Annotated in this window: 18 protein-coding genes; 16 read left to right on the plus strand and 2 right to left on the minus strand. The window is 57.2% G+C overall.

The genetic code is table 11. The features are described from left to right. Window positions 1–101: 101 nt before the first annotated feature. From QPL95_RS01015 to flhB, 12 genes are all read left to right on the plus strand, one after another. Complete coding sequence (locus QPL95_RS01015) at window positions 102–407, plus strand: STAS domain-containing protein (protein ID WP_303289158.1); 306 nt, start codon at window positions 102–104, stop codon at window positions 405–407. Between the two features lie 10 nt (window positions 408–417). Further along, window positions 418–2,166: a fused response regulator/phosphatase gene (locus QPL95_RS01020; RefSeq protein ID WP_303289159.1), complete on the plus strand. Its 1,749-nt coding sequence runs from the start codon at window positions 418–420 to the stop codon at window positions 2,164–2,166. Beyond that, window positions 2,166–2,510: an Hpt domain-containing protein gene (locus QPL95_RS01025; RefSeq protein ID WP_303289160.1), complete on the plus strand. Its 345-nt coding sequence runs from the start codon at window positions 2,166–2,168 to the stop codon at window positions 2,508–2,510. Before QPL95_RS01020 ends, QPL95_RS01025 begins: the two co-directional genes overlap by 1 nt. A gap of 92 nt (window positions 2,511–2,602) precedes the next feature. Then, window positions 2,603–3,778, plus strand: coding sequence for a flagellar hook-length control protein FliK (locus QPL95_RS01030; RefSeq protein WP_303289161.1), 1,176 nt, complete (start codon window positions 2,603–2,605; stop codon window positions 3,776–3,778). Between the two features lie 182 nt (window positions 3,779–3,960). After that, a complete protein-coding gene (locus QPL95_RS01035; RefSeq protein ID WP_303289162.1) occupies window positions 3,961–4,461 on the plus strand; it encodes a flagellar basal body-associated FliL family protein in 501 nt (166 codons plus the stop codon). Window positions 4,462–4,485: 24 nt separating this feature from the next. Beyond that, window positions 4,486–5,484, plus strand: coding sequence for a flagellar motor switch protein FliM (fliM, locus tag QPL95_RS01040; RefSeq protein ID WP_303289163.1), 999 nt, complete (start codon window positions 4,486–4,488; stop codon window positions 5,482–5,484). Beyond that, window positions 5,477–5,983, plus strand: a complete 507-nt coding sequence (gene fliN / locus QPL95_RS01045; RefSeq protein ID WP_303289164.1) for a flagellar motor switch protein FliN — start codon at window positions 5,477–5,479, stop codon at window positions 5,981–5,983. The genes fliM and fliN overlap by 8 nt, the downstream gene beginning before the upstream one ends. Window positions 5,984–6,026: 43 nt before the next feature. Continuing rightward, a complete protein-coding gene (gene fliO, locus QPL95_RS01050; protein ID WP_303289712.1) occupies window positions 6,027–6,419 on the plus strand; it encodes a flagellar biosynthetic protein FliO in 393 nt (130 codons plus the stop codon). A gap of 4 nt (window positions 6,420–6,423) precedes the next feature. Then, on the plus strand, window positions 6,424–7,185 hold the full coding sequence (gene fliP / locus QPL95_RS01055; RefSeq protein ID WP_303289165.1) for a flagellar type III secretion system pore protein FliP: 762 nt from the start codon (window positions 6,424–6,426) through the stop codon (window positions 7,183–7,185). Between the two features lie 10 nt (window positions 7,186–7,195). Continuing rightward, on the plus strand, window positions 7,196–7,465 hold the full coding sequence (gene fliQ, locus QPL95_RS01060; protein ID WP_303289166.1) for a flagellar biosynthesis protein FliQ: 270 nt from the start codon (window positions 7,196–7,198) through the stop codon (window positions 7,463–7,465). Window positions 7,466–7,468: 3 nt separating this feature from the next. Further along, entirely contained in the window at window positions 7,469–8,251 is a 783-nt protein-coding gene (gene fliR / locus QPL95_RS01065) for a flagellar biosynthetic protein FliR (RefSeq protein WP_303289167.1), read from the plus strand. Between the two features lie 2 nt (window positions 8,252–8,253). After that, the gene (gene flhB, locus QPL95_RS01070) at window positions 8,254–9,390 is read left to right on the plus strand and encodes a flagellar biosynthesis protein FlhB (RefSeq protein WP_303289168.1); all 1,137 of its coding nucleotides are present in this window, start codon (window positions 8,254–8,256) and stop codon (window positions 9,388–9,390) included. Window positions 9,391–9,628: 238 nt separating this feature from the next. On the opposite strand, the gene QPL95_RS01075 is transcribed toward flhB, so the two are convergent. Both QPL95_RS01075 and upp read right to left on the minus strand, forming a co-directional pair. Next, entirely contained in the window at window positions 9,629–10,882 is a 1,254-nt protein-coding gene (locus QPL95_RS01075) for a uracil-xanthine permease family protein (RefSeq protein ID WP_303289169.1), read from the minus strand. Between the two features lie 2 nt (window positions 10,883–10,884). Continuing rightward, window positions 10,885–11,523, minus strand: coding sequence for a uracil phosphoribosyltransferase (upp, locus tag QPL95_RS01080; RefSeq protein WP_303289170.1), 639 nt, complete (start codon window positions 11,521–11,523; stop codon window positions 10,885–10,887). Window positions 11,524–11,758: 235 nt separating this feature from the next. Here upp and flhA point away from each other — a divergent pair, with 235 nt between their 5' ends. The 4 genes from flhA to QPL95_RS01100 all read left to right on the plus strand — a co-directional run bounded on the left by flhA (window position 11,759) and on the right by QPL95_RS01100 (window position 16,979). Beyond that, window positions 11,759–13,930: a flagellar biosynthesis protein FlhA gene (gene flhA, locus QPL95_RS01085; protein ID WP_303289171.1), complete on the plus strand. Its 2,172-nt coding sequence runs from the start codon at window positions 11,759–11,761 to the stop codon at window positions 13,928–13,930. 58 nt (window positions 13,931–13,988) lie between these two features. Next, window positions 13,989–15,323 (plus strand): flagellar biosynthesis protein FlhF, encoded by a 1,335-nt coding sequence (flhF, locus tag QPL95_RS01090; protein ID WP_303289172.1) that lies wholly within the window; start codon window positions 13,989–13,991, stop codon window positions 15,321–15,323. A 68-nt stretch (window positions 15,324–15,391) separates the two neighbouring features. Continuing rightward, window positions 15,392–16,204, plus strand: coding sequence for a MinD/ParA family protein (locus tag QPL95_RS01095; protein WP_303289173.1), 813 nt, complete (start codon window positions 15,392–15,394; stop codon window positions 16,202–16,204). 31 nt (window positions 16,205–16,235) lie between these two features. After that, window positions 16,236–16,979: an RNA polymerase sigma factor FliA gene (locus tag QPL95_RS01100; protein WP_303289174.1), complete on the plus strand. Its 744-nt coding sequence runs from the start codon at window positions 16,236–16,238 to the stop codon at window positions 16,977–16,979. The last annotated feature ends 37 nt before the right edge of the window (window positions 16,980–17,016 follow it).

Genomic DNA, 17,016 nt, shown 5'->3' on the forward strand with positions numbered 1-17,016 from the left:
TGCAATTTCCGTTAATTTGTCTATCCTTAGACAAACAAGCAGCTCAGCGGACAGTAAGGATCAGCTATGATCGTTAGCGGTAAATGCAGGGAGGTTCGCGAATGCCGATAGATACGCGACGCAGTGATGACGGCCACACTCTGACAATCCGGGTTCAGGGCCGTTTTGATTTCAGTACTCATCAGGCGTTTCGTGACGCCTATGAGCACAGCGATCCGTCGGTAAAAAACTACGTTATTGATCTCTCCGATACAACCTATCTGGACAGTTCCGCATTGGGCATGCTGTTGTTGCTGAGGGATCATGCCGGCGGTGACAGCGCCAGTGTGGTGATCGAAAACTGCAACGGCGATGTCCGGCGCATTCTCTCCATCTCGAATTTTGAGCAACTTTTCAGCATCCGCTGAGGCTCCTGCCTTGAAGGTACTGATTGCGGAAGACAGCGACAGCGACCGGCTGATTCTCGCGACTCTGGTGCGTCGCCTGGGACATCAGGTCGTTGAGGTGTCTGACGGCATTGAGGCCGTAGCCCGGTTCTCAGAGTTTCAGCCGGATATCGTGTTGCTGGACGCGCTCATGCCCCGAATGGATGGCATGGAAGCCGCCCGGCAGATCAAGGCCCTGGCGGGCGAGCGCCTGGTCCCGTTGATATTCCTGACCTCGCTCTCCGATGCCGGCGAACTCGCCCGGTGCCTGGAAGCGGGTGGCGACGATTTTCTGGTCAAGCCCTACAATCGCGTGATCCTGGAAGCCAAGATCAACGCCTTCAACCGAATGCGCTCCATGCACCATGCGCTCTCCGAGCAGCGGGATCAGATCCGCCGTCAGAATGAGCAGTTGCTATCGGAGCAAAAAGTAGCCCGGCGCGTTTTTGACAATGTGGCTCACACCGGGTGCCTGGATGCCCCGAATATTCGTTATCACGCTTCACCACTCTCTGTGTTCAATGGCGATGTCCTGTTTGCTGCTCAGCGCCCCGGTGGAGGAATCGTTATTTTCCTTGGTGACTTCACGGGCCACGGCTTGCCCGCGGCGATTGGTGCCATGCCAGTGGCAGAGGTATTCTACGGCATGGCCGAAAAAGGCTTTGGCGCTGCGGATATCCTGCGCGAGATTAATCGCAAGTTGTGCCGGATCTTGCCCACTGGCATGTTCTGCTGTGGTGTCATGGTTGAGGCCGACGGTAAGCAGAATGCCCTCAGGGCCTGGAACGGCGGACTGCCAGATGGTTGGCTGGTGCGAAAGAACGGCGAACGGGTGGCGATTCCTTCCAGACATCTGCCCTTGGGTGTGCTGGCGCCGGATCGCTTCACTGCGTCAATGGACGTGCTGGACGCGTTGCCGGGAGACCGGTTGGTGGTGATGACCGATGGTTTCCCGGAGTCCTGCGATGATCAGGGCCGGTGTTTTGGTGAAGAGGGTGTGCGCCGGGTATTGGCAGGCCTGAAGGCGGAGGAACACCCCTTTGATGCGTTAACGATGCACCTGCGTCAGTTTACCGGTCGGCCGGAGCCGGCGGACGATTTAACCTTGTGTAGCCTCGAAGTGATCGCCGGCAGCGTGCAGGCGGAGTCCTTTGAAAAGTCTCCTGAATCTTCCTTGTCCGGCCCGGGCGAATGGCACTGTGTGTACGAGATTCGCGAACGCACCCTGGCGGACTTCAATCCGCTGCCGTTGTTGCTGCATATTTGTATGGAAGTACCGGGCTTGCGGCGCAGGAGCGGCGAGATCTATACCCTCTTGTCTGAGCTCTACAACAACGCTCTGGAGCATGGCGTGCTGGAGCTGTCCTCCGAGTGGAAAAGTTCGGCCAAGGGCTTCAGTCTCTATTATCAGGAGCGAAAACGCCGCCTGACTGAAATCGATGGCCATTACATCCGGTTCTCACTGAGCCATGAATCCCGGCCCGGGGCGGGCAGGCTCAGAATTCGGTGTGAGGACAGTGGCCGGGGCTTTGACATTGATGTCCAGGGTGCCAGGTCGCCGGCCAAAACCGGCCCCGGTAATGGTTATGCGGGCCGTGGTCTTGAGATACTGAAGCGTATGACGAAGGAATTGACCGTACATGGGCCGGGTAACTGCGTTGAAATAGTCTATGATTGGACGTTTCCAGATAACGCCCTCGGCGCTCATGATGGATCAGACAGCAAACGCGAGGATAAGTAATGAACGATAAACCTCACCTTGATGAAGAAGCTCTGGCGGAGCTGCAGGATGTGATGGAAGATGAGTTCGACGTGCTGATCCAGACGTATCTGGAGGATTCGCGCACACGAATTCAAAGCCTGCGCGATGCCCTTGCCGATGCAGATTCAGATCAGTTTTCAAAAGCGGCTCACAGCTTCAAAGGAAGCTGCGTCAACATTGGCGCGCCACGACTCGGTGAGCTGTGCTTTGATGCCGAAAAGCTGGGTAAAAATGACCAGCTTGATCAGGCGCCGGGCGTCATGACAAGGATTGAAAAGGAATTCGAAGACGTCGCCTGGCGCCTGCAACACTTTAATCAATAGCGGCAAAAACCTTGTTTGGCATCACTTTTGCAAACTCAGATTAAGCCTCCCCTTATGGGTGACTCTGAGACTTAAAGCGGCAAGAGGTTGCCATGCAACAGACAATTCTTCCCCAGACTTCAGGCCCCGGCATGCCACAGGACGCCGCAGGGTCAAAGGCTGCCACTGGCAGTCGCAGTGCAGACAACGGCGAAAGCCGCTTTGACCAGGTATCCCGTTCGGAGCAGGACCGTTTGGAGCAAAAACGTGCTGAACGTCGGGACCAGGCAGAGTCCGCCCGGGATAAGCAACAGGCCCGTCAAGCTGACGCGAAAGCGGAAGCCGATAACCGTAATACCAGAACAAATGACGCCAGCGAGGCGGTCGGTCAGCCTGGCACCGATCAGGCACAGGCAAGCAACGATGCCGTGGCGGCCGCTGAGGAAGCTATTGATCACCCGCCTGAGGCGCAGACTGAGGCCGTTGCACCGCTTACCTTTGCCAATCTCCAGTCCTTGGTGCTGCCAGCCAGCGCTGCGGCGAATGCAGCCGTGAATGGCGAAGCGGCAGCCTTCCAGCCATTAATGAACGGAGGTCTGCCTGGAAAGCCAATGCTGGCGGGGGTTATCAACGGTCAGGGCGCCAGTACTCCGGGTATGACTCCTGCAAGCCAGTTATCGGATTTGCTGGCGGCGAATGTCACGACTGAAACCGTACGACCGGCAGACCCTGCCAGCTTGCTGGCCGCCCCCAGGTTTCAGGCATCTATGGATCTGGCCGCACAGCAGGCTTTGCAGCAGGGCAAGCTGACACCGGATGCTGCACTCCCTCTGCGTGGCTATGCCACTACCGTGGATGTGCCGGTTGGCCAGGCGGAGTGGGGTGATAAGGTTATGGGCAAGTTGAGCTGGCTGACCGCCAGAAACATGCAGGTGGCCGAAATACACCTCACGCCGCCTGACATGGGCCCGATGGAAGTAAAAGTACGGGTGCAGAATGATCAGGCGGCCGTTACCGTGCATGCGGCCAATCCGGTTGTTCGTGAGCAACTGGAGCAGCATTCCCACCGGCTCAGGGATATGCTGGGGGAGCAGGGGTTGTCGCTCAGCCAGTTCGATGTCTCGGATCAGCCCGGCCGGCAAACGGGTGAGCAGAGCGGGGACTCTGACGAAAACGCCGGTTCTGGCTATGCAGGTGGATCCTTGGCGACTCATGAAGCCGAAGATCAAGGGCCTCAGTCTGGGCAGCTTGATCTGGCCTGGAAGGGAGAAGTCGATATTTTCGCCTGATACCCCGCTAACACGGGGGCGATTTGCCTGCCTTTCATAAACGTCTTTGCCCATCCCTCCGCGCAACGCTAAACTGCTTGTTTGAGCAGGAGGGATGGTGCTTCTGGCCCGTCCTTTGCATTGTTCTTGATAAACGCCCCCTGAATCCTTCAGGGTGACGATAATCTGACAAAGCGGACACCATGGCAGAAAACAACACCGCACAAGCACCCGCGAAAAAGGGCAAGCTGAAGGCCATTATCGCCCTTGTGGTCATTATCCTGTTGGCCGTAGGGCTGTCAGTGGCAGGCACGCTCTGGTTTTTAAATGGCAGTCTGCCCGGAATGGGTGAGGCAAGCGAGCCTGAGTCGTCCACACCGACGTTTGTGCCCAGCAGCTACACCGATATCGAAAAACCCCTGGTGACAACCGTTCAGGCCCAGGGGCGGCAGAGGTATGCGCAGGTTCATGTATCGTTGGAAGCGAAAGATCCGGCGGCACTGGCTGCTGCAGATGTGCACATGCCTCTGATCAGGAGCCAGTTGGTCATGTTGCTGGGGGGCAGTGATTTTACCGAGTTGCAAACTCCCGGGGGGCGCACTGCGCTTGCGGAAAAAATGCTGGAATCGGTGAATCAGGTGCTTGCGCAGGAAGGAGAGCCTGCCATTGAGCGGGTGTTGTTCCGGAACTTCGTAGTGCAATAAGCCACATTCAGGGCAGGACCAGGTATGCAGGATTTACTGTCACAGGACGAAATTGATGCCCTCCTCCACGGGGTGGATGATGGTGACATCGATACCTATGATGAAACTGACGAAGCGGGCGTAAAGACCTACGATCTCGCCAGTCAGGACCGTATTGTTCGTGGCCGGATGCCCACGCTCGAAATGATTAACGAGCGTTTTGCCCGTTATACCCGGATCAGCCTGTTCAATCTGCTCCGCCGCAACGCCGACGTCTCAACCGGTGGCGTTCAGATCATGAAGTTCGGCGAATACATTCATACCCTTTACGTGCCCACCAGCCTTAACCTGTGCAAGGTTCGGCCGCTGCGTGGTACCTCGCTGTTTGTTCTGGATGCCAAGCTGGTATTCAAGCTGGTCGACAATTTCTTCGGGGGGGAAGGGCGCCACGCCAAGATCGAAGGGCGCGAATTCACGCCAACGGAAACCCGTATTGTCCAGATGGTGCTGAACCAGGTGTTCCAGGATATGAAGGAAGCTTGGCACGCCGTACTGAATGTTGATTTCGAGTACATGAGTTCTGAAGTGAACCCGGCCATGGCAAACATTGTCAGCCCCAGTGAAGTGGTGGTGGTCAGTACCTTTCATATCGAGCTGGACGGCGGTGGCGGCGAGCTTCACTTTGCCTTGCCGTACTCCATGATCGAGCCAATTCGTGAGGTGCTGGACGCCGGTGTTCAGAGCGACATTGATGACATTGATGAACGTTGGGTGAATGCGCTTCAGGAAGACATCAAAGAAGTGAGCGTGCCCATCAATACGACGGTTTGCCGGCGCAGGATTTCCCTGCGGGACATCGCCAAGCTCAAAGCCGGTGATGTGATCCCGGTTGAGATCCAGGAACACCTGACGGTGACAGCCAACGGTATTCCGATCTACAAGGCGACCATGGGAACCCGCGACGGCAAGCTCGCGCTGAGAATTCATGAAAGGGCTGTATTGCCCAAGGTGAAGAAACAACTGAAGGTGGGACGCAATGGCTGACGACGACAAGAAAGACGAAAAAGAACTCAGTGAAGACGAAAAGCTTGCCGCTGAGTGGGAGGCCGCAATGGGCGAGTCAGGGGATGCCGACGGGGATGATGCCCGGGAGGATGAATGGGCGGCGGCCATGGCCGAGGCTGAAGGTGAAGAAGCCCTGGAAACGTCCGGCAAGGACGTGCGAGCTGCGCCGATGGAAGAGTTTGCCGAAGATAGCGGCTTTTCAGGCTCCGGTGAAGCGCCTGACATTGACGTTATTCTGGATATTCCGGTCACCATTTCGATGGAAGTAGGTAACACGCAGATTCCTATTCGCAACCTGCTCCAGCTGAACCAGGGTTCGGTCATCGAACTGGACAGGCTGGCGGGTGAGCCTCTGGACGTTCTGGTTAATGGCACCCTGATTGCCCACGGCGAAGTGGTGATGGTGAACGAGAAGTTCGGCATCCGGCTGACCGACGTGATCAGCCCGGGCGAACGTATCAAGCGGTTGCAGAAGTAACGTGGGTTTTATCCTGCGTGGGCTTCTGCCTGCCCTTGTCAGTGTGCGTGCCTTCGCCGAGCCTGCAGCAGAGCCGGCCCGCAATACGCCGGATACGGTCGGCACCATTATGAGTCTCGGTTTGGGGCTGGTGGCCGTGATCGCGGTGATTTACGGCTGTGCCTGGCTGATTCGCAGAATGACCGGTATGGCCGGCATGAACAACAGCGCCATTCGCGTGGTTTCTGTGCTGGCTATTGGCACCCGGGAGCGCATTGCCCTGGTTGAAGTGGGCGGGCAGCAGATATTGCTGGGTATTACGCCCGGCAGCATACGAACACTCCAGGTTTTTGATGAGCCGGTGGTCGATGTCAGCAGCGCGGCATCGGGCGACTTCGCGCGCAAGCTGCAGAGCCTGATGGGCAAGTCTCGGGCCGCGCCCGAACACAAAGAGTAGCGCTATGGTCAATGCAGTTATGAAACGTTACTTTCCATTTCTGGCCCTGATCACGGGCCTGCTGGCTCCGGCATTGGCCCTGGCAGATTTGCCCGGTATTCCGGCGTTTTCGGTACAGCCCGGCGAGAACGGCACAGAAGAGTACTCGGTGACCCTGCAGATTCTGGCGCTGATGACGGCGCTGACCTTCCTGCCGGCCATGTTGATGATGATGACGTCATTCACACGCATCATCGTGGTGTTCGCCATCCTGCGCCAGGCCTTGGGTTTGCAGGCAACGCCTTCAAATCAGATCCTGCTCGGGCTGGCGCTGTTTCTGAGCATTTTCATCATGAAACCGGTGCTGGAGGAGGCCAATGAAGCAGGCCTTCAGCCTTATCTCCAGGAAGAAGTGACTTCGCTGGAAGCCGTTGAACTGGCGAGTGTGCCGTTTCGGAAGTTCATGCTGGAACAGACCCGGGAGTCGGACCTGGCACTGTTCATGCGGCTGGCCGACGTTCAATACGAAACCCCTCAGGACGTTTCTTTCTGGGTGCTGATGCCGGCCTTTGTCACCAGCGAGTTGAAAACCGCCTTCCAGATAGGGTTTATTCTGTTTATCCCGTTTCTGGTCATCGATATGGTGGTGGCCAGTGTTTTGATGGCCATGGGTATGATGATGCTGTCACCCATTATCATTTCACTGCCGTTCAAGATTATGCTCTTTGTTCTGGTGGATGGCTGGGCCTTGATCATGGGTACCCTTGCCGCCAGTTACGGCATATAGGAGGCCGGACATGACACCTGAAACCGCTATCGATATCGTTCGTGAAGCGCTGTGGCTCATTGTGCTTCTGTCCGCGGTGATCATTGGCCCGGGGTTGGTGATTGGCCTGGTGGTGAGTACTTTTCAGGCCGCTACCCAGATCAACGAACAAACCCTGAGTTTTCTGCCCCGGTTGCTGATCACGTTGATCGTGATCATCGCGGCCGGCCCCTGGATGCTGAGTACCTTGCTGGACCACGCCAACGGGCTTATCTCCCGCATTCCTTACCTGATCGGCTGACCCATGATACCGGCGGAGTTCAGTGCAGACCTGCTTGGCCAGTGGGTGGGGCAGCACCTTTGGCCGCTGTTCCGGCTGGCCAGCTTTCTCATGGTTATTCCGATTTTCGGTACCCAGCTGGTGCCTGCGCGTGTGCGCCTGGGGCTGGCGTTGTTGATGACCATATTGATTGTTCCCATGATTCCTGATGTGCCCCGGGTGGAAGCGCTGAGTGCCGATGCGGTGGTGATTACGCTGCAGCAGATCCTCATTGGTGTGGGCCTCGGTTTTGCCTTGACGGCGCTGTGGCAGTTGTTTGTGGTGGCCGGTCAGATGATCGCCATGCAGATGGGCCTTGGGTTTGCCTCCATGGTGGACCCCGCCAATGGTGTGAATGTTCCGGTACTTGCCCAGATTTATACCATCACTATCACGCTGTTGTTTCTGCTTATGAATGGCCACCTGGTGGCATTTGAGGTGTTCATCGAAAGCTTTCACAGCATGCCGATCGGGATGGACGGGTTGGGGCAGAGCGGTGTGTGGGAGCTTGCCCATCGCATCAGCTGGATGTTTGCGTCGGCCATGCTGCTGGCGTTGCCAGCCGTGACGGCGGTGTTGATTGTTAACATTTCGTTTGGTGTGATGACCCGGGCAGCGCCGCAGATGAATATCTTTGCTCTGGGCTTCCCTATTGGTCTGATTTTCGGTTTGTTTGCCATCTGGGTGTTGCACGGCAACTTCCTTCCGCACTTTGATCAGTACACCCGGGAAACCTTCGATTTTATGCGTCAATTGCAGGGGCGCTAGCGATGGCTGAGGAAAACGACAACAGTCAGGAGAAAACCGAAGAACCTACCCCACGAAGGCTTGAGAAGGCCAGGGAAGAGGGGCAGACAGCTCGCTCCAAGGAGCTGGCAACCATGGCGGTTTTGCTGGCGGGGGCGGGCGGTCTGTTGCTGTTTGGTACGTCGCTGGCTGCGGCTCTGGAAGGCATCATGCGGGATGCCTTTGTGATTGAGCGTTCGGCGATTTTCGATACCCGTCATATGAGTGTGCAGTTGTTTCTCTCCGCCAAGGAAGCTGCGCTCGCCCTGGCACCGATTCTGATTCTGTTGTTGATTGCTGCGATTGCAGGTTCTATCGGCATTGGCGGGTTGCTGTTCAGCGCCAAAGCGATTGCGCCCAAGGGCAATCGTATGGATCCGATCAAAGGGCTGGGGCGGATGTTTTCCATGCGTTCGCTGATCGAGCTGGTAAAGGCGATCGCCAAGGTGGGCCTGGTTATGTCGATCGCAATTCTGATTCTGAATCTGCGTACGGAGGATTTGCTGAGCATTGCGGAGGAGCCGGCGGTGCCGGCTATGGAGCATGTGCTCTGGACGCTGGGCTGGAGTTTTTTCTTTTTGTCCTGTGCCACGATCATTATTGCCGTCATTGATGTACCGTTTCAGATTTTCGATCACCACAAGAAGCTGAAGATGACGATGCAGGAGGTGAAGGATGAGTACAAGGATTCGGAGGGCAAGCCAGAGGTGAAGGGCAAGATCCGTCAGTTGCAGCGGGAGATGGCGCAGCGGCGGATGATGCAGGATGTGCCCAAGGCGGATGTGGTGATTACCAACCCGACGCATTATGCGGTGGCGTTGAAGTACGATCAGAAGTCGATGGGGGCGCCGGTTGTGGTGGCCAAGGGCGCGGATGAGGTGGCGTTCAAGATTATGGAGATTGCCCGGGAGTACAAGGTGGAGGTGTTACGTACGCCGCCGTTGACTCGGGCGGTGTACCACAATACGGAGATTGGCGAGGAGATTCCGGACGGGCTGTATATGGCAATTGCTCAGGTGCTGGCTTATGTGTTCCAGCTGCGTCAGTTCCGTAAGGGGCGTGGGCCCAAACCGGGCATGCCTGACTTTCCGATTCCGCCGGAGATGCGGCGGGATATCTGATGTTGGAATTTGGCTCTTTTTAGCCTGTTAGTCATGGCGTTCGCAGTGTTGGGTGGGCCTCCCAAAAAACGCTACAAGCACGTCCTGTGCGCTTCGCTCCGGCCGTCCATGGCCTACGAGATTTTTGGGAGGCCCACCCAACACTGCTTTGCAAGCTTGGTCAGTATAGGAATCAATAAGTCTTGGTAAGTCAGGCGGGCCTGGCCGCGCTTGATGCCGATCTGACCACTTTTCTTGCTTAAACCTTTGGCTCCTGAATCCTTTTACCCCAGGCTTCTTTCTCGCCCGGCAGGATCAGGTTCAGGATGATGGCCACTACGGCACACAACGCAATGCCTTCCAGTGTACCCAGAACCATGTTGCCGATACCGAACACCAGAGTCACGCCCACGATCACCAGGTTGCGGGATTGGGACAGGTCTACCTGGTGGCGGATCAGGGTGTTCAGGCCGACGACCGCGATGGAGCCGAACAGCAGGCACAGGATGCCGCCCATGACGGGGACGGGGATGGTCTGCAGCGCGGCGCCGAATTTGCCTACGAAGGCCAGGACGATGGCAGTGGCGGCTGCCCACCACATGACTTTCGGGTTGAAGTTGCGGGTCAGCATGACGGCGCCGGTCACTTCGGAGTAGGTGGTGTTGGGCGGTCCGCCGAGCAGTGAGGCGGCGCTGGTGGCCAGGCCGTCGCCCAGTAATGTGCGGTGCAGTCCGGGCTTTTCCAGGTAGTTCTTGCGGGTTACGTTGCCGATGGCGAGTACGTCACCGATGTGTTCGATGGCGGGGGCTATGGCGACGGGGATCATGAACAGGATGGCGCCCCAGCTGAAGGCGGGTGCGACGAAGTTCGGTACAGCGAACCAGGCGGCTTGTTGGACGGCGGTGGTGTCAACAATGCCGGCGAATGCCGACAGGATGTAACCCACGATGATGCCGAACATGATCGGGATCAGCCGGAAGATGCCTTTTGCCCAGACCGACATCACGATGGTGACACTCAGCGACATCATGGCAATCCAGATGGCGGTGTCGTAGGGCACCAGCTGGGCGCTGCCGTCACCGGTTCGGCCGGAGGCCATGTGCACGGCCAGCGGCGCGAGGCCCAGGCCGATGGTCATGATGACCGGGGCAATGACGACGGGTGGCAGCAGGCGGGTAACAAAGCCGGTGCCGCGCAGGCGTATGGCGCCAGCCAGAATGATGTAGAGAATGCCTGCAGCCATCAGGCCGCCCATGGTTTCCTGCATGCCGAACTGGCCTTTGGCGGCCATGATCGGGGCAATGAAGGCAAAGGATGAGGCCAGGAAGATGGGGATCTGACCGCCGGTAACCAGGTGGAAAATCAGGGTGCCGATGCCGGCGGTGAACAGGGCGACGTTAGGGTCAAGGCCTGTCAGTAGCGGCATCAGTACCAGGGCGCCGAAGGCAACCAGCAGCATCTGGGAGCCGGCGATGGCCTGTTTCCAGACCGGGTCGTTGGTGTGGTCCTGCATGGTCAGACGTCCTTTTGCTTGGTGCCGAAGATTTTGTCGCCGGCATCGCCCAGGCCAGGCAGGATGTAGCCTTTTTCGTTCAGACGTTCATCAACAGACGCCGTGTAGATGGACACGTCCGGGTGTTTTTCCAGGACCTTTTCAACACCTTCCGGAGCGGCAACCAGCACCAGTGCGCGGATTTCTGTGCTGCCGGCTTTTTTGAGCAGGTCGATGGTGGAGATCATGGAGCCACCGGTTGCCAGCATCGGGTCGATGATCAACGCCATACGCTGGTCCAGTTCGCCCACCAGTTTTTCCAGATAGGTTTCCGCTTCCAGGGTGGTTTCGTTGCGGATTTGGCCCACTACGCTGACCCGGGCGACCGGGATCAGGCTGAGTACGCCGTCCAGCATGCCCAGGCCCGCCCTCAGAATGGGAACGATGGTGATTTTCTTGCCGTGAATCTGCTCAACCGTGACCGGGCCGGCCCAGCCTTCGATGGTCTTTTCCTGCAGGGTGAAATCCTTGGTTGCCTCGTAGGTCAGCAGTGCGCCAACTTCCTGAGCCAGTTCACGAAAATTCTTGGTGCTGATGTCGGAGCGGCGCATCAGTCCGAGTTTGTGGCGGATCAGGGGGTGCTTCACTTCGTGGATAGGCATTGGGGTCACCTGTGTGTTCGGATGGTCTGGCGTGGATTCTGATCAACTAAATGGCGCAAGGATACCGTATCTCGGGCCTCGCGTCAGGCGCTCTCAGGCTCTGGAATATCAAAAGTTGTCATGGCTGGTACGGTTCTTGCGATAACCACTTCAAACAGGCGCCGCGCGTCAGATTTTCGACCCCGGTATCGCCCGGAATGACCCGAAAGTACAGTGAAGCGGAGAAGTGGGCAGTATGGACAGAGCGTTAGTTCTGAGTAACGTCAAAACCCTGACGCGGGGCAACCTGGGTGTTCCGCTGATGCTGATGGGTTTGCTGGGCATGATGATTCTGCCCATGCCGGCTTTTCTGCTGGACGTGTTTTTCACGTTCAACATCACGCTGTCCATTGTCATCCTGTTGGTGTGTGTTTATGCGCTCCGGCCCATGGAGTTTGCGTCCTTTCCCACGGTGCTGCTGGTTGCCACGCTGCTGCGCCTTGGCCTCAACGTGGCGTCCACCCGGATTGTTCTGCTCAATGGCCATGAGGGGGGCGACGCCGCAGGTAAGGTGATCGAATCGTTCGGTGCCGTGCTGATTGGCGGTAACTATGCCGTCGGTCTGGTGGTGTTTGCCATTCTGATGATCATCAACTTTCTGGTTGTTACCAAAGGTGCTGGCCGGGTATCTGAGGTCAGTGCGCGTTTTACCCTGGACGCCATGCCCGGTAAGCAGATGGCCATCGATGCTGATCTCAATGCCGGGCTGATTAACCAGGACGAAGCCAAGTCGCGGCGTTCGGAAATTGCGCAGGAGGCGGATTTCTACGGTTCAATGGATGGTGCTTCAAAATTCGTCAAAGGGGACGCCGTCGCCGGTTTGCTGATTCTGGCGATCAACATCATTGGCGGTGTCGCCATTGGTATGATGCAGCACGGTCTTGACTTCACGTTGGCCATGGAGCGCTACGCGCTGCTGACCATCGGTGATGGCCTGGTTGCACAGATCCCGTCACTGTTGCTGTCTACGGCAGCGGCGATCATGGTGACCCGGGTTACTTCGAGCCAGGACATGGGCGGGCAGATTCTTGAGCAGATGTTCAATGCGCCCAAGGCTCTGGCCATTGCCGCCGGTATTCTGATTCTGCTGGGCCTGATTCCCGGTATGCCGCATGTGGCCTTTCTTGGCCTGGGCTCTCTGGCGGCTGGTGCGGCATGGATGATCTGGAAGAAACAGCGTCAGATCATTGAAGAAGAAGGTTCCTGGGCAGGCCGTGGCGCTGTGTCCGGCGGGGCTGTTCGTCAGGGCGGCGATGTGATCCCGGATCAGGGCGGCGAGGGTAAGGCTCTGCCGGCTCCGGGAGAAACCCGGGAACTGGGCTGGGACGATGTGGCGACCGTCGATATTGTCGGGCTGGAAGTCGGGTACCGTCTGATTCCTCTGGTGGACAAATCCCAGGGCGGCCAGCTACTGAGTCGTATCAAAGGCGTTCGCAAAAAACTGTCACAGGATATGGGCTTTCTGATGCCGTCTGTGCACATCCGGGACAACCTGGATCTGATGCCGAATGTGTACCGGATTACCCTGATGGGGGTCACCATCGCCGAGGCCGAGATTCACCCTGAGCGGGAGCTGGCGATTGATCCCGGCCAGGTGTTCGGCAAAGTGGACGGTATTGCCGGTAAAGACCCGGCGTTTGGTCTTGATGCTATCTGGATAGAGCCGGACAAGAAGGATCAGGCCCAGACACTGGGCTACACCGTGGTGGATGCCAGTACCGTGGTGGCCACTCACCTGAATCAGATTCTGCAGAAACATGCCCACGAGTTAATCGGTCATGAAGAGGCTCAGAAGTGGCTGGATCAGCTGGAAAAGATTTCACCCAAGCTGGCCGAAGAGCTGGTGCCCACAACCATCTCCATCAGCATTCTGCTTAAGGTGCTGCAAAACCTGCTGAAAGAAGAGGTGCCGGTTCGGGATATGCGTTCGATTGCCGAGGCGATCGTGAACGTTCATCCGAAGAGTCAGGATCCGAAGGTGCTGACCACTCTGGCCCGTCAATCCTTGCGCCGAATGATCGTGCAGAGCATCTGCGGCAACGATGCCGAAATTCCGGTTATTACCCTGGACCCAGACTTGGAACAGTTATTGCTAAAGTCTGTTCAGCAAAGTCAACAATCTGGCGGACAGGATGACATTGGTATGGTGCTGGAGCCCAACATGGTGGAAAAGCTGCAGCGCTCTCTCCAGGACAGCGTTCAGCGCCAGGAAATGCTGGGCAAACCTGCCATCCTGCTGGTTTCCGGCCCTTTGAGGCCGGGCCTGGCCAAGTTCGCCAGCTATGGGGTAGAGCGCCTGCATGTGCTCTCGTACCAGGAAATTCCAGATAACAAACAGATCACGATAGTCGCCTCTGTGGGCCAGTAATGGCGGGCAGAGTAACGCGGTCAGCTGGTGTCAGCTTGCCGGTGGAGGATGAAACATTATGAAAGTTAAACGGTTTTTTGCTCAGTCCATGGCCGAAGCCCTGAAACAGGTCAGTCACGAAATGGGGCCGGATGCCGTTATTTTGTCCAATCGCCGGGTGGACGGAGGTGTCGAAATTGTGACGGCTCTGGATTACGACGAAAACATGGCGCGCCAGCGCCTGGGTGAGAGTGCAGCTGAAGCGACCAACGGTTCCCGTCTCGCCGAGATGCAGGCTGACCAGCACCGTCGGCTTGAGGATGAGTTGAACCGGTCCCGGAGCCGTATTCAGGAGGTTCGAGAGAAACGAGCCGCCTCGGGCGCGCGATACTCGCAGATGGGCTTGCAGGATTTGTCGCAGGATGAGCTGGAGTTCCCGGAGCAGTCTGCGGCCGCTCAGTCGGTTGCCTCCGGCCAGCAGCAGGGTGGCTACGGAAGTGAGTTGGCCACGATGAGAGCCGAGATCAGTTCCCTGCGTGAATTGATCAGTGGCCAGGCCGCTGGCGCTAACAGTGCTGCAACGGTCACCGCTGCTACCGCCACCAATGCTAACAGTGCTGTCCAGCAGAGGCTGGCCGAGCGGTTGCAGGAGTTTGGCCTGGGGGCAGAGCTGGCCACGTCGCTGTCACGACAGCACCGTAACGGTCGGCTGGAAGAGGGTTGGAAGAAATCCCTGAAAATGCTCGCGACCGGCCTCAGAACCGCCCGGGAAAACTGGCTGGAGTCTGGTGGCGTGTATGCGCTGGTCGGTCCGACCGGCTCTGGCAAAACAACAACGATCGGTAAACTGGCCGCACGCTATGTGCTGGAGCATGGCCCGGACTCCCTGGCGCTGGTCACCACCGATCGCTATCGGGTCGCTGCTCACGAACAGCTGTTTGTATTCGGACGTATCCTGAACGTACCGGTAAGAGTGGTGGACGAAAGTCATTCTTTGGACGATATTCTGGACGAGCTGTCGGACCGACACCTTGTGCTGATTGATACCGCCGGCCTGACCAGTGCAGACCGTGGCTATCAGGAGCAGTTAGCAGAGCTGGTTCGCAGCGATCACAATATTCATACACATTTGGTGGTGTCTGCTACCAGCCAGCCGCGTATCATGAAATCCGTGTGGCATTGCTATAAGATGGCAAACCTTGCAGGCTGTATCGTTACCAAGATTGACGAGGCTCTTACGCTGGGTGAATCTCTGGGGTTTGTCATGGAAACCGGTCTGCCTGTGGCCTGGTTTACAGATGGCCAGAAAATTCCGGAAGATTTGCACCGGGCAGAGGCCGTTCCCCTGGTTCGAATGGGGGTAGAGCGGCTGAGGGGCATGCATCACGCTCAGGTTGTGGCTGAAGGAGCCTGAGTATAGACAGCAAAAACAGACGCCGGCGTCATGCCTGTACAAGAACGCAGTAAGAGACAAGAAACAGTATGAGCAAACCACATCCGGTTCAGGTGATTGCGGTTTCCGGCGGCAAAGGCGGTGTCGGTAAGAGTAATGTATCGGTCAACCTGGGCATCGCGCTGGCTGAAAAGGGCCGAAGAGTCGTGCTGCTGGATGCCGATCTCGGGCTTGGCAACATTGACGTGCTGTTGGGCATTACGGCCAACCGGAACCTGCAGGATGTGATGAGCGGCGAGTGCGGGCTGAAAGAGGTGCTGGTGAACGGCCCCGGTGGTATCAAGATCGTACCTGCTTCATCCGGCACCCAGAGGATGACTCAGCTAAGCCCGATGGAGCATGCGGGGCTGATCAACGCGTTCAGTGAGTTGGGTGATCAGATTGATGTACTGATTGTCGACACCGCGGCGGGTATTTCTGAAGCCGTCGTCAGCTTTCTGCGGGCCTCCCAGGAGCTGCTCCTGGTGGTGTGCGACGAGCCTACCTCCATCACTGACGCCTATGCGCTGATTAAGCTGATGAATCGGGATTACGGCACCAACCGTTTTCGAATTCTGGCCAACCAGGTGCGCAGTGAACAGGAAGGCCGTCATCTGTTCGAAAAACTGACCAGAGTCACCGAGCGTTTTCTGGATGTGGCACTACAATACGTAGGTATCGTGCCTTACGACGAGGCTGTAAAAAAAGCCGTCCAGCGGCAGCGAGCGGTTCTGGATGCGTATCCCAGGGCAAAAGCCTCTCTGGCTATCCGCGCTCTGGCTGACAAGGTGGACAGCTGGCCTTTGCCCTCCTCCCCCAGGGGGCACCTCGAGTTTTTCGTGGAGCGGCTCGTCGAAGTCTGATTTGAATCCAGTCCAATAAGAAACCGGATACATGACATTGGCGAAAAATCTGGGAATCTATCACCAGGCGGATGCGAAAAGTGCTTCGAGGCTGATCGAAGATCATGCGCCCCTGGTCAAGAAAATTGCCCTTCATCTGATGGCCCGGTTGCCGGCCTCCGTTCAGCTTGAAGATCTGATGCAGGCTGGCATGATTGGTTTGCTTGAGGCCGCCCAGCGTTATTCTTCGGGTAAGGGCGCCACCTTCGAAACCTATGCGGGTATTCGTATTCGTGGTGCTATGGTGGATGAAATCCGGAAGGGTGACTGGGTGCCCCGTTCTGTGCACCGGAACGCCCGCCGGATAGCGGCTGCGATCAAAACCGTTGAAGACCGTACCGGCCGCGAAGCCCAGGATGCAGACGTTGCCCGGGAACTGGGTGTGGACCTCACCGACTATCACTCATCACTGGCCGATGCCAACAGCGGCCGACTTTTTAGCCTGGATGAGCTCAATGAATCCGGCGAGCTGCCGATAGACGAATCAGACGCCAGCGATAACCCGCTGGATGGCATTTCAACCAGTGCCTTCCAGCGAAGCCTTGCGGAAGCCATTGAAGGTCTTCCCGAAAGGGAAAAACTGGTATTGAGCTTGTACTATCAGGAAGAACTGAACCTCAAGGAAATCGGAGCGGTGCTTGGGGTCAGCGAAAGCCGGGTAAGCCAGATCCACAGCCAGGCAGCCTTGCGCCTGAGGGGGCGGCTGTCGGACTGGCACGAACATGATGATAACTGATCTGGAAGCTGGCTATGCCGTGCGATGCACAGCCTGC

The sequence above is a fragment of the Marinobacter sp. SS5-14b genome (genome assembly GCF_030541005.1).
In the GTDB taxonomy this organism is placed as follows: domain Bacteria; phylum Pseudomonadota; class Gammaproteobacteria; order Pseudomonadales; family Oleiphilaceae; genus Marinobacter.